This is a genomic window from Streptomyces sp. NPDC002573 (assembly GCF_042889625.1).
Classification (GTDB): Bacteria; Actinomycetota; Actinomycetes; order Streptomycetales; family Streptomycetaceae; genus Streptomyces; species Streptomyces gibsoniae.
In genome coordinates, this window is sequence record NZ_JBIARC010000084.1 from 1 (window position 1) to 23,982 (window position 23,982).

25 protein-coding genes and 3 pseudogenes are annotated in these 23,982 nt (G+C 69.2%); 8 read left to right on the forward strand and 20 right to left on the reverse strand.

Annotated elements, in window-relative coordinates:
* From ACFYX0_RS40525 to ACFYX0_RS40565, 9 genes and pseudogenes are all read right to left on the reverse strand, one after another.
* Positions 1 to 414, reverse strand: a pseudogene (locus tag ACFYX0_RS40525) (hypothetical protein); the annotation flags it as partial.
* Positions 415 to 480: 66 nt separating this feature from the next.
* The gene (locus ACFYX0_RS40530; protein WP_388978995.1) at positions 481 to 1,803 is read right to left on the reverse strand and encodes a UDP-glucose dehydrogenase family protein; all 1,323 of its coding nucleotides are present in this window, start codon (positions 1,801 to 1,803) and stop codon (positions 481 to 483) included.
* A gap of 101 nt (positions 1,804 to 1,904) precedes the next feature.
* The gene (locus tag ACFYX0_RS40535) at positions 1,905 to 3,143 is read right to left on the reverse strand and encodes a hypothetical protein (RefSeq protein WP_388978997.1); all 1,239 of its coding nucleotides are present in this window, start codon (positions 3,141 to 3,143) and stop codon (positions 1,905 to 1,907) included.
* 64 nt (positions 3,144 to 3,207) lie between these two features.
* On the reverse strand, positions 3,208 to 4,506 hold the full coding sequence (locus ACFYX0_RS40540) for an aminotransferase class III-fold pyridoxal phosphate-dependent enzyme (RefSeq protein ID WP_388979000.1): 1,299 nt from the start codon (positions 4,504 to 4,506) through the stop codon (positions 3,208 to 3,210).
* 138 nt (positions 4,507 to 4,644) lie between these two features.
* Complete coding sequence (locus ACFYX0_RS40545) at positions 4,645 to 4,992, reverse strand: DUF6415 family natural product biosynthesis protein (RefSeq protein ID WP_388979003.1); 348 nt, start codon at positions 4,990 to 4,992, stop codon at positions 4,645 to 4,647.
* Positions 4,989 to 5,231, reverse strand: coding sequence for a hypothetical protein (locus ACFYX0_RS40550; RefSeq protein WP_388979005.1), 243 nt, complete (start codon positions 5,229 to 5,231; stop codon positions 4,989 to 4,991). Before ACFYX0_RS40550 ends, ACFYX0_RS40545 begins: the two co-directional genes overlap by 4 nt.
* Before the next feature lie 108 nt (positions 5,232 to 5,339).
* Positions 5,340 to 5,645, reverse strand: coding sequence for a hypothetical protein (locus ACFYX0_RS40555; RefSeq protein WP_388979006.1), 306 nt, complete (start codon positions 5,643 to 5,645; stop codon positions 5,340 to 5,342).
* 261 nt (positions 5,646 to 5,906) lie between these two features.
* On the reverse strand, positions 5,907 to 6,491 hold the full coding sequence (locus tag ACFYX0_RS40560) for a hypothetical protein (RefSeq protein WP_388979009.1): 585 nt from the start codon (positions 6,489 to 6,491) through the stop codon (positions 5,907 to 5,909).
* Positions 6,488 to 6,703 (reverse strand): hypothetical protein, encoded by a 216-nt coding sequence (locus ACFYX0_RS40565; protein ID WP_388979011.1) that lies wholly within the window; start codon positions 6,701 to 6,703, stop codon positions 6,488 to 6,490. The genes ACFYX0_RS40560 and ACFYX0_RS40565 overlap by 4 nt, the downstream gene beginning before the upstream one ends.
* Before the next feature lie 183 nt (positions 6,704 to 6,886).
* Between ACFYX0_RS40565 and ACFYX0_RS40570 the strand changes: the two genes are divergently transcribed.
* Positions 6,887 to 8,167: an XRE family transcriptional regulator gene (locus tag ACFYX0_RS40570; RefSeq protein ID WP_388979013.1), complete on the forward strand. Its 1,281-nt coding sequence runs from the start codon at positions 6,887 to 6,889 to the stop codon at positions 8,165 to 8,167.
* Between the two features lie 2 nt (positions 8,168 to 8,169).
* Entirely contained in the window at positions 8,170 to 8,718 is a 549-nt protein-coding gene (locus ACFYX0_RS40575) for a GNAT family N-acetyltransferase (RefSeq protein WP_388979015.1), read from the forward strand.
* Here the strand turns inward: ACFYX0_RS40575 and ACFYX0_RS40580 are convergent.
* The 6 genes from ACFYX0_RS40580 to ACFYX0_RS40605 form a co-directional block, all read right to left on the reverse strand.
* Entirely contained in the window at positions 8,688 to 9,572 is an 885-nt protein-coding gene (locus ACFYX0_RS40580) for a hypothetical protein (protein ID WP_388979018.1), read from the reverse strand. The genes ACFYX0_RS40575 and ACFYX0_RS40580 overlap by 31 nt on opposite strands.
* Positions 9,563 to 9,895 carry a hypothetical protein gene (locus ACFYX0_RS40585; protein WP_388979021.1) on the reverse strand — a complete coding sequence of 111 codons (333 nt, stop codon included), beginning with the start codon at positions 9,893 to 9,895 and terminating at the stop codon, positions 9,563 to 9,565. Before ACFYX0_RS40585 ends, ACFYX0_RS40580 begins: the two co-directional genes overlap by 10 nt.
* 79 nt (positions 9,896 to 9,974) lie before the next feature.
* Complete coding sequence (locus ACFYX0_RS40590; protein WP_388979022.1) at positions 9,975 to 10,265, reverse strand: hypothetical protein; 291 nt, start codon at positions 10,263 to 10,265, stop codon at positions 9,975 to 9,977.
* A 1-nt stretch (position 10,266) separates the two neighbouring features.
* Positions 10,267 to 11,316 (reverse strand): major capsid protein, encoded by a 1,050-nt coding sequence (locus ACFYX0_RS40595; protein WP_388979024.1) that lies wholly within the window; start codon positions 11,314 to 11,316, stop codon positions 10,267 to 10,269.
* 12 nt (positions 11,317 to 11,328) lie between these two features.
* Positions 11,329 to 11,739 carry a head decoration protein gene (locus ACFYX0_RS40600; protein WP_388979026.1) on the reverse strand — a complete coding sequence of 137 codons (411 nt, stop codon included), beginning with the start codon at positions 11,737 to 11,739 and terminating at the stop codon, positions 11,329 to 11,331.
* A gap of 115 nt (positions 11,740 to 11,854) precedes the next feature.
* Positions 11,855 to 12,550, reverse strand: a complete 696-nt coding sequence (locus tag ACFYX0_RS40605; RefSeq protein ID WP_388979029.1) for a hypothetical protein — start codon at positions 12,548 to 12,550, stop codon at positions 11,855 to 11,857.
* A gap of 186 nt (positions 12,551 to 12,736) precedes the next feature.
* Here ACFYX0_RS40605 and ACFYX0_RS40610 point away from each other — a divergent pair, with 186 nt between their 5' ends.
* Both ACFYX0_RS40610 and ACFYX0_RS40615 read left to right on the forward strand, forming a co-directional pair.
* On the forward strand, positions 12,737 to 13,426 hold the full coding sequence (locus ACFYX0_RS40610) for a hypothetical protein (RefSeq protein WP_388979032.1): 690 nt from the start codon (positions 12,737 to 12,739) through the stop codon (positions 13,424 to 13,426).
* A gap of 38 nt (positions 13,427 to 13,464) precedes the next feature.
* Positions 13,465 to 14,562, forward strand: a complete 1,098-nt coding sequence (locus ACFYX0_RS40615) for a helix-turn-helix domain-containing protein (RefSeq protein ID WP_388979035.1) — start codon at positions 13,465 to 13,467, stop codon at positions 14,560 to 14,562.
* A gap of 50 nt (positions 14,563 to 14,612) precedes the next feature.
* Here the strand turns inward: ACFYX0_RS40615 and ACFYX0_RS40620 are convergent, their stop codons facing one another.
* Entirely contained in the window at positions 14,613 to 16,532 is a 1,920-nt protein-coding gene (locus tag ACFYX0_RS40620; protein WP_388979037.1) for a hypothetical protein, read from the reverse strand.
* Positions 16,533 to 16,694: 162 nt separating this feature from the next.
* On the opposite strand from ACFYX0_RS40620, the gene ACFYX0_RS40625 reads away from it, so the two are divergent.
* Positions 16,695 to 17,738, forward strand: a complete 1,044-nt coding sequence (locus ACFYX0_RS40625) for a hypothetical protein (RefSeq protein ID WP_388979040.1) — start codon at positions 16,695 to 16,697, stop codon at positions 17,736 to 17,738.
* Positions 17,739 to 17,845: 107 nt separating this feature from the next.
* Positions 17,846 to 18,190 (forward strand): hypothetical protein, encoded by a 345-nt coding sequence (locus tag ACFYX0_RS40630; protein ID WP_388979043.1) that lies wholly within the window; start codon positions 17,846 to 17,848, stop codon positions 18,188 to 18,190.
* 1,905 nt (positions 18,191 to 20,095) lie between these two features.
* On the opposite strand, the gene ACFYX0_RS40635 is transcribed toward ACFYX0_RS40630, so the two are convergent.
* On the reverse strand, positions 20,096 to 20,719 hold the full coding sequence (locus ACFYX0_RS40635; RefSeq protein ID WP_388979046.1) for a TIGR02391 family protein: 624 nt from the start codon (positions 20,717 to 20,719) through the stop codon (positions 20,096 to 20,098).
* 39 nt (positions 20,720 to 20,758) lie between these two features.
* On the opposite strand from ACFYX0_RS40635, the pseudogene ACFYX0_RS40640 reads away from it, so the two are divergent.
* A pseudogene (locus tag ACFYX0_RS40640) lies at positions 20,759 to 20,986 on the forward strand (IS630 family transposase); the annotation flags it as partial.
* A 14-nt stretch (positions 20,987 to 21,000) separates the two neighbouring features.
* Here ACFYX0_RS40640 and ACFYX0_RS40645 read toward each other — a convergent pair.
* The 3 genes from ACFYX0_RS40645 to ACFYX0_RS40655 form a co-directional block, all read right to left on the reverse strand.
* Positions 21,001 to 21,339, reverse strand: coding sequence for a VOC family protein (locus ACFYX0_RS40645; RefSeq protein WP_388979048.1), 339 nt, complete (start codon positions 21,337 to 21,339; stop codon positions 21,001 to 21,003).
* A 125-nt stretch (positions 21,340 to 21,464) separates the two neighbouring features.
* Positions 21,465 to 23,018: a terminase large subunit domain-containing protein gene (locus tag ACFYX0_RS40650; protein ID WP_388979051.1), complete on the reverse strand. Its 1,554-nt coding sequence runs from the start codon at positions 23,016 to 23,018 to the stop codon at positions 21,465 to 21,467.
* Entirely contained in the window at positions 23,002 to 23,595 is a 594-nt protein-coding gene (locus ACFYX0_RS40655; RefSeq protein WP_388979053.1) for a hypothetical protein, read from the reverse strand. The genes ACFYX0_RS40650 and ACFYX0_RS40655 overlap by 17 nt, the downstream gene beginning before the upstream one ends.
* A 187-nt stretch (positions 23,596 to 23,782) precedes the next feature.
* Here ACFYX0_RS40655 and ACFYX0_RS40660 point away from each other — a divergent pair.
* A pseudogene (locus ACFYX0_RS40660) lies at positions 23,783 to 23,982 on the forward strand (transposase); the annotation flags it as partial.

Sequence of the window (23,982 nt, forward strand, 5' to 3'; positions counted from 1 at the left end):
GCAGCGACACGCGAAGGCCCCGCCCGCGATCACGCGGGACAAACAGGGCGAACCATCAACCTCATCAGGCAATCGCGACCGCTGACGAATCGAGGCTAAGCCAGCCATGTGGGCGGCGAGGGTGTCTGCTTCCTCGGGGGTGAGGGAAGTGAGGTTCAGGCGGTGCGGCGGGGCACGGAAGAGGGTGGCGCAGATCTCGTCTCCTCGCTCCAGCATCCCCAGGACGGGGGCCTCGGGTCCGTACGCGTGCGGTCCGCAGATCCGCAGTGTCTCCGCCAGCGTCAGCGTCAGGGTGTGCAGTGCAGGCCGCGAGTGCAGAAAGGGTCCGGCCTGGGTGAGGAAGTGGGTCAGGTCGTCGGTGAGGTGCCAACCAGTCGGGACGCTGGGGTGTTGGCCGGCGTTGCTAGTGGTCATGGTCGGCTCCGTTTGAGGTCGCGCGCGGGTGGGACACCCACGGGGGTGTCCCACCCGCGGGTCCGGCTACTTCCCGGGGCGTCCGAGCTGGTGGACGGTCCAGCCGGCCGCGCGCCAGGGCTCGGGGTCGATGATGGTGCGGCAGTCGACAAGCAGGGGGTTGGCCGGCCGGTCCACGAGGGCCCCGGGGTCAGCCTGGCCGTACTCCGGCCACTCGGTGGCCAGGACGACGAGATCGGCGCCGTCGAGGGAGACGGCCAGGTCGTCGGTGTACTCGAGTTCGGGGTTGCGAGTCATAGCTGTGGCCACGGCCTGCGGGTCGTGCACGGTGACGGTGCAGCCGGCCTGCTGGAGCGCGTGGGCGAGCGCGAGCGCCGGGGATTCCCGGACGTCGTTGGTGCCCGGCTTGAAGGCGGCGCCCCACATCGCGGCCCGCGAGCCCTCAAGGGGGCGGTCGCCCAGGGCCCGGGTGATGAGGTCCATGGCGACGTCGATGCGGGTCTCGTTGATCTTCTCGGCGGCGCGCAGGAGGGTAGCGGCCTGGTCGGCGCCGAGCTGGCGGGCGGAGGCGGTGAAGGCGCGGATGTCCTTGGGGAGGCAGCCGCCGCCGTAGCCGATGCCGGGCTTCATGCCGCCGCTGCCGATGCGGGGGTCGATGCCGAGGATCTCCACGATCTGGGAGACGTCGCCGCCAGCGGCCTCGCACATGTCGGCCACGGCGTTGATGTAGCTGATCTTCAGGCCGAGGAAGGTGTTCGCCGCACCCTTCGCCAGTTCAGCGGTCTGCGGGTCGGTGACGAAGATCGGGACGCCGGCGTTCAGGATGGGGGCGTAGACGGCGCGGATCGTCTTCTCACCCTCGGCGGTGGTGACACCGGCGATGAGGCGGTCCGGGCGCAGGGTGTCCTGCACCGCGTGTCCCTCGCGCAGGAACTCCGGGTTCCACACGACATCGACGGCTTCGCCCGCGGGGGCCAGGCGCTGGGCGAGGGCGGTGACCTGGCTGGTGGTGCCGACGGTGACCGTCGACTTCCCGACAATCGTGCACGGCCGGTCGAGGTGGGGGGCGAGTTGGCGGATGGCGCCGTAGACCTGTGCGGTGTCGTAGGAGCGGCCGTCGGCGTCGATGGGGGTGCCGACGCCGATGAAGTGCAGTTCGGCGAAGTCGGCGGCCTCGCGGATGTCGGTGGTGAAGCGCAGGCGACCGCTCGCGGTGTGGCGGGCGAGCAGCTCTGGAAGACCGATCTCGTAGATGGGACACTCGCCGGCGTTGAGCCGGTCGATCTTGGCCTGGTCGACGTCCACGCCGATGACCTCGTGGCCGAGTTCCGCCATCGCCGCTGCGTGCGGGATGCCGAGGTGACCACAGCCGATCACGGAAACGCGCATCTTGCTGTCCTTCTCGGTTGATGCCGGGGGCCGCGCCGAGCGTGCGGCCCCACGACGCTATCGCCCTGGAACAGGGCCAGTTGAACCGTGCGCAAGGTCTGTCACACGGTCACAGCGAGGAGTTCACGCAGGCGGTTCAGGGCCGGGATCGCAGCCGCGCGGACCACTGTGTCCCCTTCGCGGGCCCCCTCGATCGGGTACTCCTTGAAGACGCCGTTTTCCATCAGCCCTTCCGGGTCCACGTAGAAGATCCGCATCCCCTTGGCGCGGGCCCGCGCCTGCACCGCACGTCGGTCGGCGTGCAGGCCGATCACCAGAAGGGATCGGGCCTCGTCGAGCAGAGGCACGGGCGGGATCTTCTGGTCGTACCGGCGGACGAACACCTCGGGCAGTCCCGCCCGCGCGGAGAGCACGTCGAAGTTGTGGGTGATGACGGGTCCGACCACGTGACCGGCGTCGTGCAAGGCCTTGAGCGCCGTGTGCGCCGGGGTGGGTTCGGCGATGAAGCACTGGGCGAACATCCGCGTCAGGTCTTCCGCCTTCGCCGGCGCGTTCAGCAGAAGTTCCTGGACGAGCGTGTCGGCCTGGGGCGAGAGAGTGAACGCGTGCGACTGCGTGAGGGTGTTGTCCTTGCGCGCGGTCACCCGGTACACCTCGTGCAGGTAGTGCAGCGGCGGGATCCCCGCCTCGATCGACGTGCCGCACCCCACCTCCACCTGGAACGGCAGGAAGTCCAAGATCCCGGTGAGGTCGTCGCTGATGGTCGGGTTGCCCCGCTGTTCCTTGATGCGGATACCACCGGCCAGCACGTCCCAGGGCAAATTCCGCAGGGTGCGCACCGGGCTGCTGTAGCCCTCGGAGGTGAACCGCACGTCCAGCGAACGGAACCCTTCGGGCGTGGCCCGGTCGGCGCGCTCGTCCTGCGGGTGCACGTCGAACTCAGCGACGGTCACCGACAGATCCCCGCGCTGCCAGGTGCCCGGCTGCTGCGGCTTCCACCGGCCCTCATCGAGCCAGATGCGGAGGGACTGGGCGTAGGCCCTGATCTCCTCGGCCGGTGCGGTGTGCGACACGTACAGGTACAGCTCGGACAGCACCAGCCGCGGCACCGGGAAGGTGTAGTTCAGCGCGTAGTCGTACCGGTAGTGCACGACCCGGCGACGGCCCGAGGCGTCCTCGGTCCACCCGGACTGTTCGGCGTTCGCCGGGTCCTGGGTGCGCCGCCAGATGCCTTCCTCCACGCTGCGCGGGCGCTCGTGACCGTCACCGGCGAAGTGCCGGTTCCATGTCGCCACCTGCGATTCGGACAGCTGCTCTATGACGGGGTAGGGCAGGTACACGAGGGGTCCTCCTCGATTCCTTGGTTGGCCAGTGATGGGCCTAAGGGCGTGTGCCGGGCGCGCGTTAGCTGCGCTGGGCCAGGGCGGTCATCGCGTTGCTGAGCGCCGAGACCAGGAAGTCGACGTCTGTGTCCGTCGAGGTCAGCGGAGGGGCGACGACGAGGCCTTCGGATTTCGGGTGGCCAGCTCCGGTGAACGGGTAGAAGAGGACGTCGTGCTTCTCGGCCTCCTGCATCAGGGGCCAGAGCAGACCCGGTGCCAGTTCCACGCCGTACAGGAAACCGAGGCCCCGGACGTCTCGCACGACAGGCAGGTCGGTCAGGGCCTGCAGGCCCGCCCCCAGACGGTCTCCGCGCGCTCGGAAAGCGTCGGCGTCCATGGATTCCAGCTCGTCCAGGACCCCGAGACAGGCAGCTGCCTGGAGGGGGTGGGTGGCCATGGTGTCCATCGCCGGCAGCGGGTCGGCGTCCTCGTGCCGGATCAGCGGTGCGATCTCGGGCGACACCAGCACCGCGCCCACGCCCGTGTACCCGGCCCCCAAGCCCTTGGAGAGGATGCACAGGTCCGGCTCAGCGCCATCCCAGTGGTGGCTGGCCAGAGGCTCGCCCGTGCGCCACAGCCCGGTCAGCACCTCGTCGTGGATGACCAGTACGGCCCGCTCCCGGCAGATCTCCGCTACCCGCCGCAGGTAACCGGCGGGCGGCACGTAGGCGCCGCCGGTGCTCCCGTTGACGGGCTCGATCAGGACCGCAGAAACGTTCTCCCTGCCCCTGCTGTCGATCGCGTGCGCGATCTCGTCGGCGCATGAGGCGTCGCACGTACGGCCGTAGTGGGGGTGCGTGGGCGGGTACGGCGGGGAGAAGGCCGGGCCGAGCCCGAGCGCGTCCTCTGGGCGGGGCCGGCGGGCGTGGTTCCCGGCGAGGCCGAGGGTGAGCGCGCTCATCCCGTGATAGCTCAGGTCGGACGTCAGGATGTCCCCGCGGCGCTTCCCGTCACGGACCCTGGTGATGTTCCGGGCCAGGCCTACCGCGACCTCTACGCCGAGCGTCCCGCACGTGGTGAGCGCGACGGAGTCCTCCCCTCGGCCCACGGCGCAGCACAGGCGGTCCATCAGCTCCATCTGGATGTGGGGCTGGACGACGGCGGCGCCACCGTAGGAGTACCTGGCGAACTGCTCCTCGATGCGGGAGCGGACCTTGGGGCTGCTCTGCCCCACGTTCGCACAGAGCAGGCCGCTCGATCCGTCGAAGATCCGGCGGCCGTCAGCCAGGTGCAGCCAGGCGCCGCTGGATCCCTCGACCTCCCAGTCCGGCATGGGCCTGGTCGACGTCAGCAGCCGTCTGCGCCGGGTTAAGTAGTCCACGAGAGGTCCCTTCTTGCACGAATGCGGTGTGATGGTGTCGGCAGTGCTGCAGTCGGCGCAGCAGCGCGCTTCAGAGGGGGTGCGCCCGGGCACGGTGGTGCAGCGGCTCGCGCGCGGACGGCACAGGCGGATGCATGGTCACCTGGCCTTCCGGCCACCCTGGGGGTGCTCATGCAGGGCGAGGAGCACCCGGGTGAGGGTCGCAAGGTCGTAGACGTACTCGGCTGACGACGCCCCCGTGACAGGAACGTCCAGGACGTCGCGCGCCCGGCCGATGACGAGCTGGCCGGCACTGCGGTTGAAGGTGCCGGACATTCCGGCCACCCGCTCCTCGGCCCCGGGCAGCAGCAGCCGCATGTGCCCGCGCAGGAGGCCCGCCATGTGCGCGCGGCCCTCCTCGCCCACCGGCCGCGAATCCCACAGTGCCGTGCCGTACGTGCGGCGGATCAGGCCGGCGTCGACCGCCGGTGCCGCGGGCGGTGTCATCGGCGTACCCCCGCCCGGGCCACCGGTCCTTCAGTGACCGGCTTGGGACGGTCGACGACCGTCACGTTGTAGAGGGTGGCGGCCAGCTGCGCGCCAACCATCCACTTCACGCGCGGGTCGTCGGCGAAGACCACCTTCGCCTCACCCGGGACCGGGCCTCCCAGGCCAACGGCGTACAGCAGGCCGTAGATGCCGTCGACGGCAGCCCGGCCGACCCGGACGGTCACAGCGTCCTGCATGTGGGGGCACTGGGATCGAACCAGGGGCACGCACGGCACGCACACCGGCGGATGTGTCGTCACCTCCCGCTCAGGCCAGCCGGGCACCGCCACGTGGTTTTCCAGCAGTCACAGCGTGCCCTGCTCGTTCTCGTCGGCCGGCCCGCCACATACCTGGCACAGGCGGCGCCGCATCGCCCGCCGCTGCCGAGGCCCGTGAACCCTCCCGAACTCAGGCATCCCGTCGCCCTGGCGCAGCGCCCACGGCTGCCACAGCACGCCCGCCGAGTCCCGGTGCGGGAATCCGGCGAAGGCGATATCGGCGAAGGTGACACCGACCGCGCTGCGGACGACGGGCGGCTGCTTAAGGTGCTCGCCGCTCCAAGAAGCGATGTGCGGGACGGTGTGGCCCTTGTAGGTCAGGAGTGCGGACATGGCTCTCTTCACGGCGACGAGTCGGAAGGTGGAGCGCGCCGGCCGTGCGCGTCAGGGGACAGCCATGCACGGCCGGCGCGGTCTATGCAGCCCCCAATGTGGGCGGCGTGTCTGGCAGGGCCAGCGGCGTATCGGCCCCGGCGGCGCTCGAGCCGTGGGCGCTGGCCATCTCCTCGTGGACGGTGGCGCCGAGGGTGACTGCGGCAGCGAGGTGACCAGCCGCCCATAACGCTGCCAGCGCGGTACCTAACGGGTCGCGGCTCACACGATCACCTGCGAGGCGCCTACCGGTGCGTCCTGCTGCTTCGCTGCCTCTCTTATCCCCGCCTGCAGCACGTGGGCCAGGTACTGCGGGTCGGTGAACTGGCCGGTCCCGTCCGGGAGGGTCAGCCAGTACTGGCCCGGCGGGGAGATCAGGTCCAGGCGCGGCACTCCCACGTGGTGCACGTACGGGCGGGTGCCGCCCAGGCACTCCAGCCCCAGCTGGGTCAGCATGCGCGGCCACTCCCGGTCGGTGCCGGGCGGCACGAGGACGTACACGAAGGGCCGGTAGGGGTCGCAGAACACCGGCCCGGCCACCTGCAGCTCGTGCAGGCGGCGGCGCAGCCGCTCCGGACCTGCGTCGCGTTCCAGATCGGCGCCTAACGCGGCATACGGCACGCGCACGGCATCCCACATGATGCCCGCGGTCAGCAGCGCGATGCCGTGCTGCGACCACTCCATGCCCGCCGCCTGCGAGGACGTGGCGGCCCGGTACAGCCACGCCTCGGCTGCGGCTTTTCGCTCACGGTCCTCGCCACGCAGCGCGCGCAGCGGGATCGGGGCTTGGCGGCCGTCAGCAGTCACCGCGCTGCCCCCTCGGCCGCGGTCGGCATGGTCGCCACCTGGGAGAGGAACGCCTGGTGCTCGCCGAGCCAGTCGTCCAGCGCCGCAGCGCCGGCGTACGCGGTGGTGACGATGCCCATCGCCCGGCCGCTGATGATAGTGGTCTGGGCCGCGGGCCGGCGGGGGCGGTCCTCAAGCGGAGTCGTGGCCGGCGTGGTGTCGATCGTGTTCACGGTCCTGGTCCCCTCGTTTGCTGCGCGGGCGGCCCATCCGCCGCTGGGCGGGGCGAGCCCTTACCAGACAACCGCTGAAGCGGCGGGGGGCCCAGGCAATTCCGGGAACAATCGAGGCACCAACGACCGGTAATTTTTACCTTCGCGGTGACGTGACACCCATCACACCGCTACCGTCTGCACATGGCAGGGAACGCCTTACTTGAGGCCTGCATGCAGGCCGCCGGACTGGGCCAGCAGGAACTCGCCGACCGCCTCAACAAGCGCATCGAGCAGTTCACCGGCCGCGCCGGAACCCTCATGGACCGGCACATCCGCAACTACCTCACCTGTAAAACCCGGTGGCCGCAGGCGCGACAACGCCGCGCCCTGGAAGAAGAGTTCGGCTGCCCGATAGAGGAACTCGGGTTCACCAGACCCCCGCGCCGGACAGCCACCGCCCAACCAGAAAACCCGGAGGACCCCGTGCGGCGACGCACCTTCGCCGGATCCGCTCTCGGCCTCGCAGCCGCAACCGCCATGCCTCCTGCCTCAGCCCACAGCTCGCTGCGCGTCGGCATGAACGACGCCGACCGTCTTGAGCACGCCTTCCAGCAGCTGATCGCCTCCGACAACGAGCACGGCGCCGCCCTCGACATCCAGACGCGTGCCCTCGCGTTCGCCCACCACGCCATGGAACTCCAGCAGGTCGGCTCAGCCAGCCAGCGCGTCCGCGCCCGCCTCTACTACCTGGCAGCCGCATTCACCGGCACCGCCGTGTGGGCCGCCATCGACACCAGACAGACCGACCGCGCCCAACGCCACCTCGACCGAGCAATGACGCTGGCCAGCCTGTCGGGCAGCGAGGAAATCCGGCTCCGGCTGCTCGGGCACGCCACCCTCCTCGCCAGCCAGCAGGACAATCCCCACGACGCGGTGGCCGCAGCGCAGGCCGGCCGCGCCTCCTCCATGTGCCGCCGCGACCCCCTGTTCCGTTCCCTGGCCTCAGCCCGCCTCGCCGGGGCCCTGGCAGCGCAAAAGGACCATCGCGGTGTGGAACGAGCCCTCGACAGCGCCCGCGACGCCCTCGCCAAAGCGGACCCGCGCACCCAACGGCCCGCCTGGGTCGGCTTCTACGACCGTGCCGAACTTGAAGGGCTGTCCGCGATCGCGTACACCAAGCTCGGTCAACACGAGCAGGCAGAGGCCCACTTCCACCGCACCCTGGCCCAACTGCGGCCCGAATACCGACGCAACCGCACCTACTACCGCACCCAGCTAGCTCTTTCGCAGATCAGGCAACGCGACGTAGAGCACGCATATGCCACCGCGAGCTCTGTACTGCCCCGCGAGGGCAGTGATTCACTGACCGGGCGATCAGGGCGCCTGCTGGACGAGTTCACCCAGGCTCTGGCGGCCATCGCCCCAGGCAGCCGCTATGCAGCCGACTGGGCCGACCAGCACTCGAACGCCAGGAGGACATGATCATGGCTGTTGAGGTCAAGCACTACACCACCGAACAGCTCCCCGAGATCCGACAGATCATCCTCGACATTCATGCTGAAGTCCGCCACGGGGACTTCAAGTTGAACAACGAGTTCAACAGCGTGGAACGGTTCGATGAGCGCCTCACCCGGTACTCCTCCCGCCCCGGCTTCACCGCAGCGGTCGGCTGGGAAGGCGACGAACCAGTCGGCTTCGCATTCGGAATCACGCTCGGCCCGGACAGCACGTGGTGGCGCTCGATGAGCACGCCGCTGCCCGACGGCTACACCACCGAAGACGGAAAGCGCACCGTCGCCCTCAACGAGATCGTCGTCCGCAAGCCGTGGCGCGGGCGTGGCGTGGCCTGGCAGATCCACGAAGAATGGCTGGCCCACCGCACCGAGCAGCGCGTCACCCTCCTGGTGAACCCGGCCGCGGGCAACGGGTCCGTGCAGGCCGTCTACGAGGCGTGGGGCTACCGGACCGTCGGCCAACAGCAGCCCTTCTCCGACAGTCCCGTCTACGCGTCCATGACCCGCGAACTTGCCTGACCATCCGAACGTTCACGCATCGACGGCGCGCTGAGCGCGCCCACGTCCGGGCGCGGCCCAAAGGCCCGCCTGCACCGCGGGTGGGAGATCGGCCACGCTGCGGCGTCCTCCACGCTGCGCAGCGTGCCGGTGGCCTTGTCGGTGTCCTTGTGGCTGGTCCATCCGCAGTCGGCGCCGTCGAACACCTCCATGAACTGCACACCGGCCTCGCGGGCCCGGTTCAGGGTGCCCGCGTTGTAGGCGACCGCGCTCTTGGCCAGCGTCGCCGACTCGGCCCACGCCTGCACCGGCATCCGGGTGCCTCCCCGGTAGATGACGGTCGTCAGCTGGTGCTCGGCGGCCAACCGGTCAGCGAGGGCCTTCGCCGCCTGCAGGGCCGTGGTGTGCCCTGCGGCCAGCAACGGCACTTCCGTCCTTGCGGCCTGCCCTACAGCCCGGTAGAACGCGGCGGCCATGCGCTGCTCCTCCTCGGAGCGGCGCAGGAAGTCGGCGTACGAGTCGGAGGCCAGCGACTGCAGCGCCTCGGTGTGGATGAGCGTCCACGAGAAGTGCCCGCCCAGCGCCTCCGCTGCCGCCCGGGCCCCCTCCTCGTACAGGTGGGGCAGCTGCCGGGCCACGAACGCGCGGGCTTCGGCGTCGACGCGCTGCTGGAAGTCGACGATGGCGGCCTGGAACTGGGCGAGACGGTCGGCGACCATCCGGGAGCGGCCGTTGTCACCGATCGCCGCGAGCACGGCCGCCTGCTCGTCGGCCAGGCGCTGCCATGCATCCTCGAGCACCGCGGCGACCCTGGCCGCCACAACGGCCGGGTCGCCGGGCGTCAGCGGCCCGAACTCGTGGGCCACTACCGCCACCAGTGGTGGCGTCGGCGGCGCGCAGACTCCAGCGGGGCGATGACCAGAGTGTCGCCGCCGACCGCATCGTCGGGCGCGGTCGCAGCCTCCACGGAGGCGATCTGCCGTTCCAGGCCCGTGAGGTTGTTGGACTGGTCCATGGTGACGACACCGTTGACGGTCAGCTGCAGCGGGTCGGCCAGCAGATTGGCGCGCCGCTCGGACAGCACTTCCAGGGCGACAGCCTTGGCCGAGCCGAGCCGGTCGTAACGGGTCTGCAGGTCGCCTTGGTCGGTGGTGGGGCCGAGCTGCGCCAAGAGCCAGGCCAGGACAGCAGGGTCCACGAGCGGGGTCCTTCCAGGGGTAAGGGGTGCGGCCCGGCACCCCCGCCACATAGGGGTGCCGGGCCGGGCCTGGCAGGGCCTACTTCTCGTCGGCCTGCTTGCGGGTCCGGGTCCGGGGCTTCTCGGGCTCGGGCTCGGCCTCGGGCGTCGGCGTCGGGTCGGGCGTGGGTGTCGGCTCGGGGCCGAGGTCGGTTCCGCCGGCGGGCGCCTCGCCTTGCCCGCCGTCGCCGTCCTCGTCCGGCTCCCACGCGGCCGGGTTGGTGATGACCTCGGCCAGGTCCTCGTCCGGCTCCTCACCGGGCAGCAGGATCAGCCACTCGTTGCTCTTGGGGTGCCGCACGTGCACCGCTGCCGCCAGTCGCCGCCCCATGTCACAGCACCTTCGCAGTGATGTGGCAGTCCGGCGCGTACAGGATGGGCATGGCCACGGCCGCGCCCTTGGTCCAGATCTGCACCGGGTCGTCCTTGCCGCCGCTGGTGATGATCAGGCCTGGCGCGTCCTCGCGGGTGATCTGCGGGTTGCCGCCACGCGACAGGACCAGCGACTCCGCCGTGGTCCCGTACAGGGTCTGCCCCCACTTGGAGCGGTCCGGGGGCAGCATCACCCACCGGTCGTCGGGCAGGCACTTGGTGGACACGCCGTCCACGCGGACCTGCGCCCGGTACAGGGTGATCGGCGGCAGGCCGTAGTTGTCGCGGACCACGTTGATCTGCTGCGGGGTGAGCGACGCGGTCGGCGTGGTCGACGGGTTCACCGACCCGTAGTAGGCGGCCCGGTAGGCGTTGTTGCCCGCCAGGTAGGAGTAGACGCGCCGCGAGGTGACGACCATCTCCGGCTGCGGTGCGCTGACGCCGTCGAGGTAGGACAGCCAGCCCAGCTCGTCCGCGATGGCATCCGCGGTCGGGTCGGACCACAGCTTCGGCGCGGTCGGCATGTTCTGCGCGGGCACACCGAAGTCGACGTCGAGGGTGAGCCCGTTCTCCCCTGCGAGGGAGAACTTGCCGTCGGTGAGGACGTCGCCGGCGGCCAGCTCCAGACGGGAGTTGATGGCCTCGACGTGGCGTTCCACGTCGTCGTACAGCAGCTGCTCCAGGCGGGACGCGTCCTGGCCTCGGGAGGCCTCCTGCAGCAGCAGCTCGACCTCGCCGACCATGAGCTTCTGGCCGAGGGCGGGCAGCATGCCCTGCGTGGCCGTCTGCCACGCCTGCCGGTCCGAGAACGGCACCGACGCGTCGAACGCCCGGTACTTCGCGGCGTTGACGTAGCGGCCGGTGTTCTTGATCCGCCACATGACGTCCTGCACCGACACCTTGGCGAACACGGTCTGGGTGAGGAGGAAGTCGGCGGGGGTGGGGATGTAGCGGGCGAACGTGGTCAGGTCCGCCGTGTTGACGTCCTTGATCAGGTCCTGAACAGACATCGTCGGGGCTCCTTACACGAATCGGATCTGGCAGACGGCGGACGGGACGACCGGGGCGACGACGATCGGCAGCTTCGCCGTCTTCACCGAGCCGTGCCACAGCAGCGCGGCCGGGACCTTCGTCTGCGCCGGCGCGAACAGCACCTCGGCGAACACGAACCCGGCCAGGGTCTGGCGGCCGTCGGCGGCACCCGTGGAGTACAGGCCGTACAGGCCGGATGCGGTGATCTTGCCGACGGGGATGCCGGACAGGAACCGGCTGTAGGGGATGCTCGTGTCGGTCGAGGGCACGTAGTGGGTGCCGGACACGAACGTGGACATGTCGAGGGTGATGGAGTCGACCTCGCTGGTGCCGTGGAGGCTGGCGAGCCAGGAGCGGTCGGCCGTCAGGTTCTGGGTGATGGTGACCGGCTGAACGGTCATGAATCCTCCCGTGGACGCGACGAAGCGGTTGATCGGCCGCTCACCGGCTGGTGGCGTCGTCCACGGAAGGGGGGCGTGGTCCCCACAGATCCGGCCTTAACCCGCCGGTGGGAAGTCAGCTGCCCGTCAGGAAGCCGCGCTGACGGGCCATGTCGGCGCCGTGCTGGCCGAGCTTGGGCACGTTCGCTCCGCGCGGCGGCGGCCCGCCCGCAGGGGAGCCACCAGGCGCGGCAGGCGGCACAGGGGCGGCGGTGGCGGCGAACAGCTCGGGCCTGCGCGCCTTCAGCGCCTGCGCGGCCTCGGTGACCGTGTCCTCGGTGGCGTCGTCGTCGACGACCAGCAGCAGCTCCGCATCCCTCAGGTCGGCGCCGGTAGCACCCAGCCCCACGAGGACGGCGCGGCGTACCGCGGCCCGCTCACGGGCGACGGCCTGCGCCTCACGTGCGGCAGCTGCGGCTGTGGCTTCGGCGGCGGCCTGCTCGCGGCGCTCGACCTCGGAGAGCTGCGCGGCCTGCGCGTCACGCTGCTGCTGCACGAACGAGGTCAGGTCGTCGGTCTTGGTGAAGCCGAGCTGCTCGACGAGGCGGCGGATCGCTGCGCGCTCGCCCTGCTGCTTCTCGCGGGCCAGCAGCCGGTTCAGGGCCTCCTGGTCCGGCACCTGCGCCGACGGCACAGCCGGGTCCGTGCCCGGTGCGGGCGGGATCTGCTGGTTGGACGGGTCGGTGGGGTCGGCGCCCAGGATCGGGTAGATGGGGCGGCCGTCACGCCGGTAGCCGACCGGGGTACGGGGGTGGGGCAGCAGCCTGTCCATGCGGATCCAGTCCTTTGCAGCAGCGCCCCCGCGCCAGCCATCAGTGTAGTCCCGGCGTGGACCAGCACGTTCTTCACGGAACGTCAGCTTTTGCTCAGTCAGGAGCGCAGTGTCACCACCGCACGCTACTCTTTAAGAAATCCTCCCTCATTTGAGGGTGGATACCTATAAGAGCGCGGAGGTGGCGTGGTCAGCAACATCCTCATCGAGCCGAAGGGGAAGCCCGAGGGGTACGAGGCGCAGCTCGCCACCCTCGGCCTTCAGTGGAAGCACTTCGAACGAACTATTCGGATGAGCGAGCAGGCCCGGCGGAGCGGCAAGACGAAGGACGACGCCAAGAACGCACCCGGATCCCAGGACTACTTCACGCGCGTCCGCGAGCTCCGGCGCGCCCTCCGCACTGACCTGATGTGGCATCCCTACGACCCGCTGCAGGCTCCACTCATCGTGAATCCGGACAAGACCATAGGAATCGGCGTCCTTCTCGGAGACGCCCGCACCGGTCTCCCCGGCATCCCTCATCCGCGTAGCAAGCGGCCCGCCGGCGTGACCAAGGAGCAGGCCGTCGCCCGCAACCAGGACCTGACGCTCCCCTTCGAGGAGCCGGAATTTGATCTGCCGGACGGGTCACAGTCGGATGACGACGAGTACGCGCAGATGGTGACCTGGTACCTGTTGACGTACCGCTATACGGCCAGGCAGACGGGAGTTGTGACTGTTCGCAGTGAGTTGTCGCTCCCGGACCGGGTAGGCCACGGAGGGAAGATCGACAGCTTCCAGCGTCGGATCCTCCTGCCCCCCGTCGAGTTCGAACCCGTGCGCGACTACGCTGTCGAAACTACCGGTGACATCGTCGTTTCTGTCGAAGAGCGGTAGAAGAGCAAGATCAACTGACACCAAGATGACGAGGAGACATGATCACATCCTCGCGCATCACCACAGCCCGAAAGCGACGCGGTCTCACGCTCGCAGAGCTTTCAAAGCGCGTCGGGGTGAGCGTACAAAGCCTCTCGAACTACGAGCGAGGCCGCACTGAGCCCACCCCTGACACCCTCGCCCGCCTAGCAGCCGCTCTTGACTTCCCCGAGCCCTTCTTCTACCAACCCGACCTGGATCCGATTCCACTAGAGGCCGTGTCCTTCCGCGCCCGCAGCAAGCTGGCGGCTGGCCCCCGCGACGCTGCCCTGTGGGCGAGCCGCCTCGCCCTAGAACTGCACGCCTGGATCGAGGCTCGCTTCCGCCTGCCCCTCAACGACATCCCCACCCTGGGCAGGCCGGACCCGGAGACAGCAGCCGAGATGGTTCGTGCCCGCTGGGGCCTCGGCACTGCGCCGATCAGCAACATGGTGCACCTTCTGGAGGCCCACGGCGTGCGGGTCTTCTCCCTCCCTCCTGAGTACGCCGACGTCGATGCGTTCGCTATGTGGCGCGACGGCACCCCCTTCGTCTTCCTCAACACGCTGAAGACGCCGGAGCGAGGCCGCTTCGATGCCGCCCACGAGCTGGGGCACCTCGTCCTCCACGGAGAAGACCGCTCGCTGGCCGGCCCCCAAGCCGAGCAGGAAGCGAACGCCTTCGCGAGCGCGTTCCTCATGCCGCGCACCAGCGTCATGGAACACATGCCCAGGTCGCCTCTGGTCCAACAGATCCTCCAAGGAAAGAAGATCTGGAAGGTTGCCGCCCTCGCGCTCACCTACCGACTGCATGAGCTGGACATGCTGTCGGACTGGCACTACCGCCGCGCCTGCATCGAGCTCGGCCAGCTCGGTTATCGGCGTTCCGAGCCGACCGGCATGCCCTACCGCGAGAGCTCCCAGTTGCTCGACAAAGTGTTTACCGCCATGAAGGCCAAAGGCGTCACGCTCCACGAGGTGGCACGAGAGTTGTACGTGTCCCCGGAAGAGCTCAGCAGCTGGGTATTCGGGCTGATCGTCACTGCGCGCACCGGAAGCAACCAGGCCAGTGCAGACCTCCCAGCACACGAACGGCCACGTCTCTCCTTGGTTCGGTAGCGCCCACAACTCATTGGGCTGGCCCTCGGCAACGTGCCGAGGGCCAGCGTTCAGCGGGGGCCAGGCCCTGCCTCGCCGATGATTCCGGTCTTGCCGGGCGGCTGCAGCGGTGTGGGCGGCAGCGGCTTCGCGCCGGGCGGGCTGGTCGGCGGCCCGGATTGCGGGACCTGGCCGGGCTCCACGAGGGGCACGGTCGGGGTCGGGTCGGCTTCAGGCAGGCCCAGGTATTCGCGCACCGCCGTGTTGTCGCCGGTCGCATCGGCGAGGCGGGCGGCCTGGTCGAAGGCCCGCTTCTGGATGCGTTCGATCTCCTCGGCAATGTCCTCGATCGGATATCCGGCTTCCTGCAGCATGCGCACCACGGTCTCCAGGGAGAACACGCCCGCTTCGTAGCCCTGCACGGCGTCGTTGAGGACGGTGGTGCGGTCGGTGGGGGTGTGTGCGCCGAATACGAGGCGGGCGGGCAGCGACTCGCTGGCGGGCCATTCCTGCCCGGCCTGGTGCAGGCGCTGCACCATGCGCAGCAGCAGCTGGTACTTGTGGTTGCGGGCCAGGCGCAGTGCTCCGACCAGGGAGTCCAGCGGGCCCAACGCGACCTGCAGCGAGTAGCCGTTGGGCAGCTTGACCGGGTCGAGGCTGCCGAGCCCGGCCGCGGTCAGCCGGGTGTTGGAGGCGAGCCGGTCCAGCAGGTGGTTGATGCGCTGGCGGAGCTCGGCGAGCTGCGCCGAGGTGTCCAGGGTGTCCATGCGCCCCGAGTCGGACAGCTGCCACACCGTCCCCGCCTCCACACGTACCGGCAGGGGCTGCCCGGTGCTGCGGTCGATGGGCAGACGGGCACCGGCGAGGGCCACGATCGGTGTGCCGGTGGTCGCCGACGCGGACGCGCTGTCGGTGTCGGTGGCGGCCAGCTCGTCCAGCAGCTGCAGCACGGTCGCCAAAGTGGACTTGCCCCAATGCTCGCCGACGTCAGGGATGGTGTTCGGGATATGCACCACCGGGATGAAGTCGTGCATCAGGTCCAGGCGGTCCAGGACCTGACCATCGGAGCGCACCCGGTAGGAGGCCTTGTCCAGCGGCAGGGAGAACACGTCGTGCGCGCGGCCCAGGTCCTCCAGCAGCCACTCGGCATCGGTGAGGTAGCACGTCGTGGATGAGGGTTTGCCGGGCGCCCACGGGTAGGTGCGGGTCACGTTGCCGGTGAGCGGGTCGCGGCTGTCGCCCACGGTCAGCACCGGGTCGCCGTCGGCGCCGACGACCTGCTCGCGGATCGCACGCCCGTCGAGGCTGCCCGGCGAGGTGGCCGGCCCGATCGGGCCGAGCTCGTACGTGATGCGCCGCACGCGGGCCTTGAGGCCCCGCACCGGGTCTACGGCCAGCTCCCACGCGAAGTGCACACGGGAGGGGTACTCGGCGGAGTCCTGCTCGCCCTCATCCCACTCGGGGAAGTAGAAGCCGGGGTCGTAGGTGCGCAGCAGCGCCCGCTGCTTACCCGGCTCCCACGCCAGGGTGTAGACGCCGTCACCGCAGCGCACCGCGCACCGCTCGGCCTGCTGGATCCGCAGCGCCAGCAACTCCTTGTCCGCCCACGCCCGCAGCCTGTCCTGCAGGTCGGCGGCGGCACGGTTCTCGGCGCTCGGCTTGTCCTCCTCGGCATGTTCGGCGCCCGGCACCACGATGCTCTGCTCCGCGCCCAGCAGGTAGCCGAGCGTGGTGTCGATCAGCTTCGACGGGTCACCCAACTCGCGGCGCTCCAGACCGTGGTGCTCGTCGCCGGTGACAGCGGCCAGCTGCCCGGCCTGGTTCGAGTCGTACGCGGCCAAGAACTTGTAGGCGGCCAGCCGGCGCAAGTCCTCGGCAGGCACCCACGAGGTGTTCAGCTCCGGGAACGCGTGGTGGCCCGGCCGGTTCGGGTCGGCCATGGCCTGCTTGTAGTTCAGCCACGACCAAGCGTCGATCAACAGTTCACGCATGGGCCTCACGGGTGCCCCTCCAGGCGTGCAAGGCCCCGCGCCCGCACCGACCAGAATACGCGGAACTGCAATCTGTGCCGTCGGCCTTGACGAGGCAGCGGATTTGGGAGAGTACAGCTCCAACACACCTGACACACAGGGCCTTCGCAAGGAGCACACTCGATGAGAACAGGCGTCGCCGCCGCGGTCCTGGTCGCTTCCGGCGCGTTGCTTGCCGGCTGCACGTCGTCACACACACGTGCCGGTGCGCCTGTCGTCCGCGTGGTCTCCTCGCCGGCACCGGCCGCGAGCAGCACCCCGCCGGCCGCGCATACGGATTCGGGTGCGGGGGCGGGTGCGTGCGAGATCTACCTGTACGGGCATGCCGCGCGAGCCGAGGTCCGCAGCGGGGGATCCAACCCGGCGAGCGAGTGCAGCAGCCTGGCCTCGTCCCTATCCCAAGACGGCAGCTTCTGGACGACGCAGGCCATCAGCGTGCAGGGTCCCGTGCCCGTGGTCTGCGCCGTGCAGAAGGACGACGTCGTGGTCGTGGTGCGCGACAGCGGCAGCCAGATATTCGGGCAGGGCGTGTGCAGCGGCCTACTGCAGGCCGGCTGGCGGGAGGACTCGGCGGCCGAGCAGACCGGGCGGCAGCAGGACCAAGCGGAGGCAGACGCGAGCGCCCAGGCAAGTTCCCGGGCGGCGGACGAGAGCGCGGCGCAGGACGCGCTGTCGACACTGCAGGGCTCCAACCGCGACTTCAACAACGCCAAGTCAATGCGCGCCGACATCGAGACGGCCGACAATGATCTAGCCAAGCTGCGCGAGGACGCCAAGGGCGGCAACGGCGACGACTGCTACAACGTGGAGAACAACGTCGGGTACGACGCGGAGAACAACGTCGGCTACGACGTCACAACCACGGCCAGCTACGACGTCGATCAGGAGCAGCAGGGGATCAAGAGCCTGCGGTCCCAGATCACCGACCTGCAGAACGCGCAGGCGGCCCTCACCGCTGCCGGGCTGACCCCGCTGGACGGAGCCGGCACGGCTATCGCCACAGCGAAAACGCACATTGCGACCGCGATCACCACCACGAACGAGGCCATCGACCACCTCAACGGCGACATGAAGACCGCATACAGCATTGCCAACACGCTCGGTACCGGCGACTGCGCCAACAGCGGACCGGGCGAGGCGCCAACGGCGCTGTCGCACATCTCGTGAGCGAGGGCGGCTACCGCCGAGTTAGGAATCTGCAGAAGGCAACCCAGTACAGGTCAGGCACGTGCCAGGCTGGTGGGCGTCCACGTGGCACGGTGATTGGGAAAGCCGTGGAACTGACCCCGCAGGAAGTCATGGAGCTGAGGGCCGAGCGCGCGCGGTTGTACGAGGAGCTGAACGAGGAGCGCGAGGTACAACTACGCATACTCCGAGACGAGATCCAACTCGTTGAGAACAGGTTCAGAGGTGTATTGCGGACTCGTACCGAGGAAGCAGAGCGAGCGATCAAGGCTCGTCGTCGCACTGTGCTGGTCCCGCCGGGCCCTGATCCTGACTGCTACCACTCCAGCGAATCTCCGTGCGGCTACGTCAACGACAAGTACCTTTCGATGACCGAGCGGGAGGCGATACAGCGTGGCCTGAAGCGGCACACCTACGGGTGCAAGTACCTGTAGCCGCTGCCAGGGCCATCCACGCAGCCGTGCGTCCACATCGCTTACCGCATGCCACGCCGCTCCGTGGCGGTCTGGTTGTCCCACGCGGCCTGGCACGGCTCGTCCAGGAGCGTCTAACCGATCGCCTGAATGTTTTGCCGCGCGGTGGGCCCCGTCTGAGCGAGGCGTCCAGGCGGGCCTGAGCGGGCGCCTTCATCTGGTCCGCAATCGGCGCTGTGGGCCGCACGTCCGGGGCGGGCCACAGCAGGTTCACGCCGGCGACGGTGGCCGCGCACACGAGGGCTGCGACCGCGACTGGCCCTTGATCGACATGGCCAGGGAACGTATCAGCCAGACTCGGGCGAGCGGTTGGTCTTTATCAGGCCGTTTCGGGCGGCGGCACGGGCTCCGGGTTGGCGCAGGTCGGCCATCGCGGGCCCGTAGTTCAGCCACGACCAATCGTCGATGAGCAGTGCACGCATGGGCCTCACAGCTGCCCCTCCAGCATGCAGGGCCCCGCGCCCGCAGCCAGCTTGCTTTGCCAGGCAGCGGAGGCTTTCCCGCATCTGCAGCACATCTGGGCCGATCAAGGTTACCGCGGCGCCGATTTCCACACTGGGAGCCGACAGGCTACGGGCATCAGTGTCAACTACCCCGCCATGGCTATGCTGCTCGTACGTCGACTCGCAAGGACGCTCCGCTGGCAGGCTTTCAGACGCCCTCTAGCGGGGACCGGTGTGCGTACGTAGCGGGTCTCGAACCCGCAACCACCGCGGCCTACCTTGACCTCGGCGGGACGAACCCCGGTCCGACGGGCGGCGGGCGGTATTGGTTGCGATACCAAGCCGCGCTCCCGTTCCACGACCCAACACATTTCCACATGCCGTTCGGCGTTCGAAACTGGGTGCCAATTCCGTAGTACCTGATTGGGTAGCGACGGTAGCGATTAACGTCCCAGGTATTGAGAAGCTGATATCGCCCACTGATAATCGCGACCGGACACGAACCCGAGACAGTGCTCGGTGAGGCTGATGAATGCCCGGCGGGCAGCAGACTAAGAGGCAGCGCAAGGAATGCGCTAAGAGCGATCGAGAGTTTCTTGCCGTGGCTGGCCATTTGCCGATTCCCTTCCACAGCTAGGTAATCTGCGAATTTGATGCCCTTGGAAGCCGATGCAATGCTAGTGGAGCACGCGTGGAGGCCGCTGTCCACTGGAGTAGGCGTAGTTGCGGATAGATACTGGTGTGCCTAGGGGTACCAGTGAACTCGCGCGGCCACTTTACGGCCCGCCTCTTTGCCGATTGAGCACGTGCGCGTGGTTATCGGCCCCCGGTCCGGGGCTGTGCCACCAGGCAGGGGGCCGCAGTCTGGGGCAGTTCCGGATCAGGGGTGGCCATGGCCTCGTGCGTACGACCGAGGTGGGCGCTTGGCGGTGGTCCCATGCCCCAAGTCCGGCGCCCTACCGGCGCTCGCCGAACAAGGGAACCTCATCCGGATGCAACTCGGCTCGGATTTGCTGGAGCCGGACCGGGTGTCGCCACCGTCCGGAGGTGTCCAAGGACGCGTCAGCAGCGACTTCGGCGACAGCGACTGGTTCGATCAGGTTCACCTAGAGCTGTTGCCGGGAGCCCAATCCGGTGGTCAAGGTCCATCCCGTCCACGGACATCTTCACCGGCACCCAGCCTGACGCTCCGTTCAACGCTGCGGGCCTCGAACTCGTCCAGGGTGAGGACGGATCACTGTTCCCCACCGGCCGCTACTGGACGATGGCCAGCGCCGAACGTACCCTCGGCGAGGACGTCGGCCAGGTCGACGCGACGAACGCCATGTACGACCTAAGTGAGTGCGACGGCGTACCTGAACGACAGCACACGGGACGCCTGGCGCCCGCCGTGTGGCGAGTTGCCCTTAGAGGCAGCGCGTGATCACGTCGCCGACTCGGCGTCGGCCACGGCGAGCTGCCTCTGTTTCACCTCCGCGATGTCGAGGCGCCGCATCAGGAAACTGGCGAACGCCAACATCTCGTCGGCCTCGTCACGGTCGTCCTCCCGGTCCGGCCCATGACTGCGAGGGTTACGCAGAGCTTGCACCGCACCCTTGAACAGTGCCTGCATGCCGTTCTGCTCACTCTCCAGGGAGCCGTCCGTGAACCGAGTCACTGTGAGCATCGGGGGGTCTGGCTTGTTGTTGAAGACCATACCCATGAGCCTGTCACCGACGAGGCTAGTGGGCGCGACCAGCGTGTGTACCCGGTGCTCCACCGCCTGGACCGCACTCCTCACCGCATCGCTGTAGGCGCCGCGGTTGTACCGCTCGGCCGCGACCTTCGCGATCAGGGGGTGCAGGTTGCAGGTGACCGACAGGGTGGGCTGGGGGTCTGGCGTTGGCACCGGGGCTCGGCGCTGGCCGAAGATGTCGCCCACGTCCGAGAACGGCTGGTTGTCGGCCTCCGTCCGCGTCGGCCCTACCACCTGCTTGCGGATTCGCCAGTAGTCCTCCAGCTGACGCACATCGGTGAACGGCCGAATAGTCCGGTCGAAGTACAGCACCCAGAACTCGTGCTCCTCGTTGTAGCCGAGGCCATGGAAGCAAGGCTCGTGCGGGCCCACTTCGGACCGCTGCGGCAGTTCACCGCCGCAAACTCCAACCACCGCAACCACACCGCGCAGACGCGCGCCCTGCACGGCTACCTGCGATGGCGGAACAAGAACGCCCGCCATCCCGACGTGCTGGCCGCCCAACGGCGCGAACGCGCCCGAGCCCGTAGTGAGAAGGGCATCCGCTGGGGCGGGCGCCCCCTCGCCGCCGCGGCCTGAACGACCCGGCGAAACTATGCGGCCCCTCCATACCCGATCTCATTGCCGTCGGGATCGCGGTACAGCGCCTTGCGCATGCCGTCGGGATACGTCTCCCGCTTCACGGGCTCGATCCCGCGCTCGGTGATGCGATCGACGCAGGCGTCCAGGTCGTCGACGAGAATCGTCTGGACGGCGTGGCCAGCGTGGTGGGCGTTCTCCTGGATATAGAGGTACCGATGCTCACCAAGCTCCCACACTGCTTCCGTGTCGGATGCGAGGAACGTTGGCACGGAGCCCAACACACTCACGTACCAGGCTTGCGCAGCCTCGAAGTCACGGACGTAGATCCCGGCAAACAACTCGAGTGGCATCCGGCCATGCTAGCGCCGGACAAGGCACAGCAACCCGGTGAACCTATACGGTCACAGCACTAGCAGCCGGGGCCGGATTCGGCGCCCGGCGTGCCGTTGGCCTTTATGGGGCCGTTTCCGGGGGGTTATCGGCGTCCGCCGAGGCGGTCGTCGTGGATGTGTCCGGCGACGGAGGCGAGCTGGTCGGGGTCGGCGAGTTCGGTCAGTCCGTGGACCGCGGCGTCCATGCGGTCGGGGCTGTCCATGCCGACGACCCAGGTGACCATCTGGTCCTCCAGGGCGACGTGGGCGCCGACGTGGTGGACGAGGCCCTGCTCGTACAGCTGGGCGATGGGTTCGGCCCGCAGGCGCTTGCCGACCTTGGCGGTGACTTCGAGGACGCGGGGCATGAGAGCGCCGTTGGTGGTGCCTTCGCGGCGCAGCTGCTCCCACGCCTGGGACAACACCTGGCGGGCCATGTCGCCGCCATAGTTCGACTCGACCACGATCGCGTCGGCTTTGAGGGCGAGGGCGAGGAGGCAGGCGGTGCGGCCCCAATCGTTGGCGCCCATGCTGCCCGAGCGGTCCTCCAGCACGTACAGGTGGCCGTCGAAGCCGCGGGCGGCGCCGATGATGCCGGTCTCGTCGCCGATGGCGGACTCTCCGCCGGCGGGGTCGACGGCGACGATGATGCGGGCCATGTCGAGGCCGCCGAACTCGACGGTGGTGAGCCGGTGGTCGGTGATCCAGGCCCGCTGCCACACGCCACCCTCGGGCGGTCGCGGTTTCTGCTGGTAGAGGGCGGCCCATACGCGTTCGCCGACGCGGCGGCGGGTGGTGGCGTGGTGTTCGGCGTCGAAGCGTTCGGGCCACAGGGGTTCGCCGAGCTTGCGGCCGAGGGGGTCGGTGTCGCTGTCGGCGAGCGCGGGCAGGTCGATGATCTTCCACTCGTTGGCCTGCGCGTCGGCGAGGATGCGGCCGGCGAGGTCGTCTTCGTTCCAGCGGGTCTGGATGACGCAGATCGCCCCGTTGGGCTCCAGGCGGGTCTGCAGGACGCTCTGCCACCATTCCCAGGTCTTGCGGCGCATGCTCGGGGAGTCGGCGGAGGCCATGTCCTGCACGGGGTCGTCGACGAGGGCGATGGTGGCGCCCTTGCCGGTGAGGCTGCCGCCGATGCCTGCTGCGACGAGGCCGCCCTGATGCCCGGCTATGTCGAAGCGCATCGCGGCCCGGCTGGAGGGGTTGAGGTGGATGCCGAGTTCGTCGCCCCACGTTTCGATGGCGTCGCGGATCCACCGGGAGTGTTCCTCGGCGAGGTCTCCGGAGTAGGAGGCGATCATGATGCGGCGGTCGGGGTGCTGGCGCAGGTACCACAGGGGCGCCCAGCGGGAGGCGCGGCGGGACTTGCCGTGCCGGGGCGGCATCGTGATCATGACGCGGTCTGCGCGGCCCTCGGCCATGTCGATCCACGCTTGGTCGATGAGGTGCAGGTGCCGGGCCTGCATCTCGCGGCGCTCGGTGAGGACCGCTGCCAGCGCGCCCGGCGAGGCGCCCATGGCGATGAAGCGTTCGATGCGGGCGAGCTGGACGCGCAGCTCGGGTGAGGCCTTCGCGGCCATGGCGCGGCGCTCGGCCGGCGGCTTGGAGCGGTAGGCGGCCAGCAGCCTGGCCTCACGCTCGCTGCTAGTCGTCGGAGCCATGCGCGGCCTCCTCGCTGATACCGATGAGAGCTTCGAGTTCGTCGAGGGCGACCGCGGTCAGCTCGCTGCCCTCGGCGGCCTGGGTGACGATCTCGGTCTTGGACGGCTTGTCGAGGCCGTTCATGCGGGCGCGGCGCTCCATGATGCGCAGCGCGCGGTCGATGGCGGGCAGGCCGCCGTCCTTGACGGCCTGCCGGTAAGCGACGAAGAACAGGCGGTCCAGGCGCAGGTTCTCCACGGCGCGCAGCTCGTCGGCTTTCTCGTCGACGTCGGTGGTGCGCTCCTTGAGGGCCTGGCGGACGTCTTTGCAGGCGGCGTGGATGAGCTGCTCGTCGGTGGGCGGCTCTTGGCCCTTCTTGTACCGGTCGATGCCGTAGCCCTGCGGGTAGGCGATCCGGTCGGAGTTGACGGCTGGGTCGGCGGCGAGTTTGCGGCCTACGGTGAGCCAGTCGACGCCGGCCAGGCGTAGGTCGATGGCGTCGGCTCGCCGCTGTGCGATGGCGGCGCGCGCGGCCTTGTCGGGGCGTCCCACCGGCAGGGTCCTCTCGCTACTGCGCGCCCCCACGCCGAGATTCATGATGGCACTGCAAGATCCGAGGGGGCGTTGCGCGCTAGCTCCGCCGTAGATCGTGATCCGACTGACCGCCCCGTCGGTGTACGCGGGCACTCCGCAACGTTGAAGGCCTGGGCGCTCTGCCACGTGTGGAGCACCCAGGCCAGCTTTTAGAGGTCATCTCATTTGGGTTCTTCGGTAGCCTGCTGGCATGGGGATCGTTGAGCGGCTGGTGCCGGACGAGTTGTGGCAGCTGTTCCAGCGGGTGGTGCCGGAAGCGCCTTCCCGGCCTCAGGGTGGCGGCCGGCGTCGGCACGTGACCGGGAGGTGCTGGCGGCGATCGTGTTCGTGGCCACGTCGGGCTGCACGTGGCAGCAGTTGCCGTCCGCGTCGTTCGGGCCGTCGGGAGCG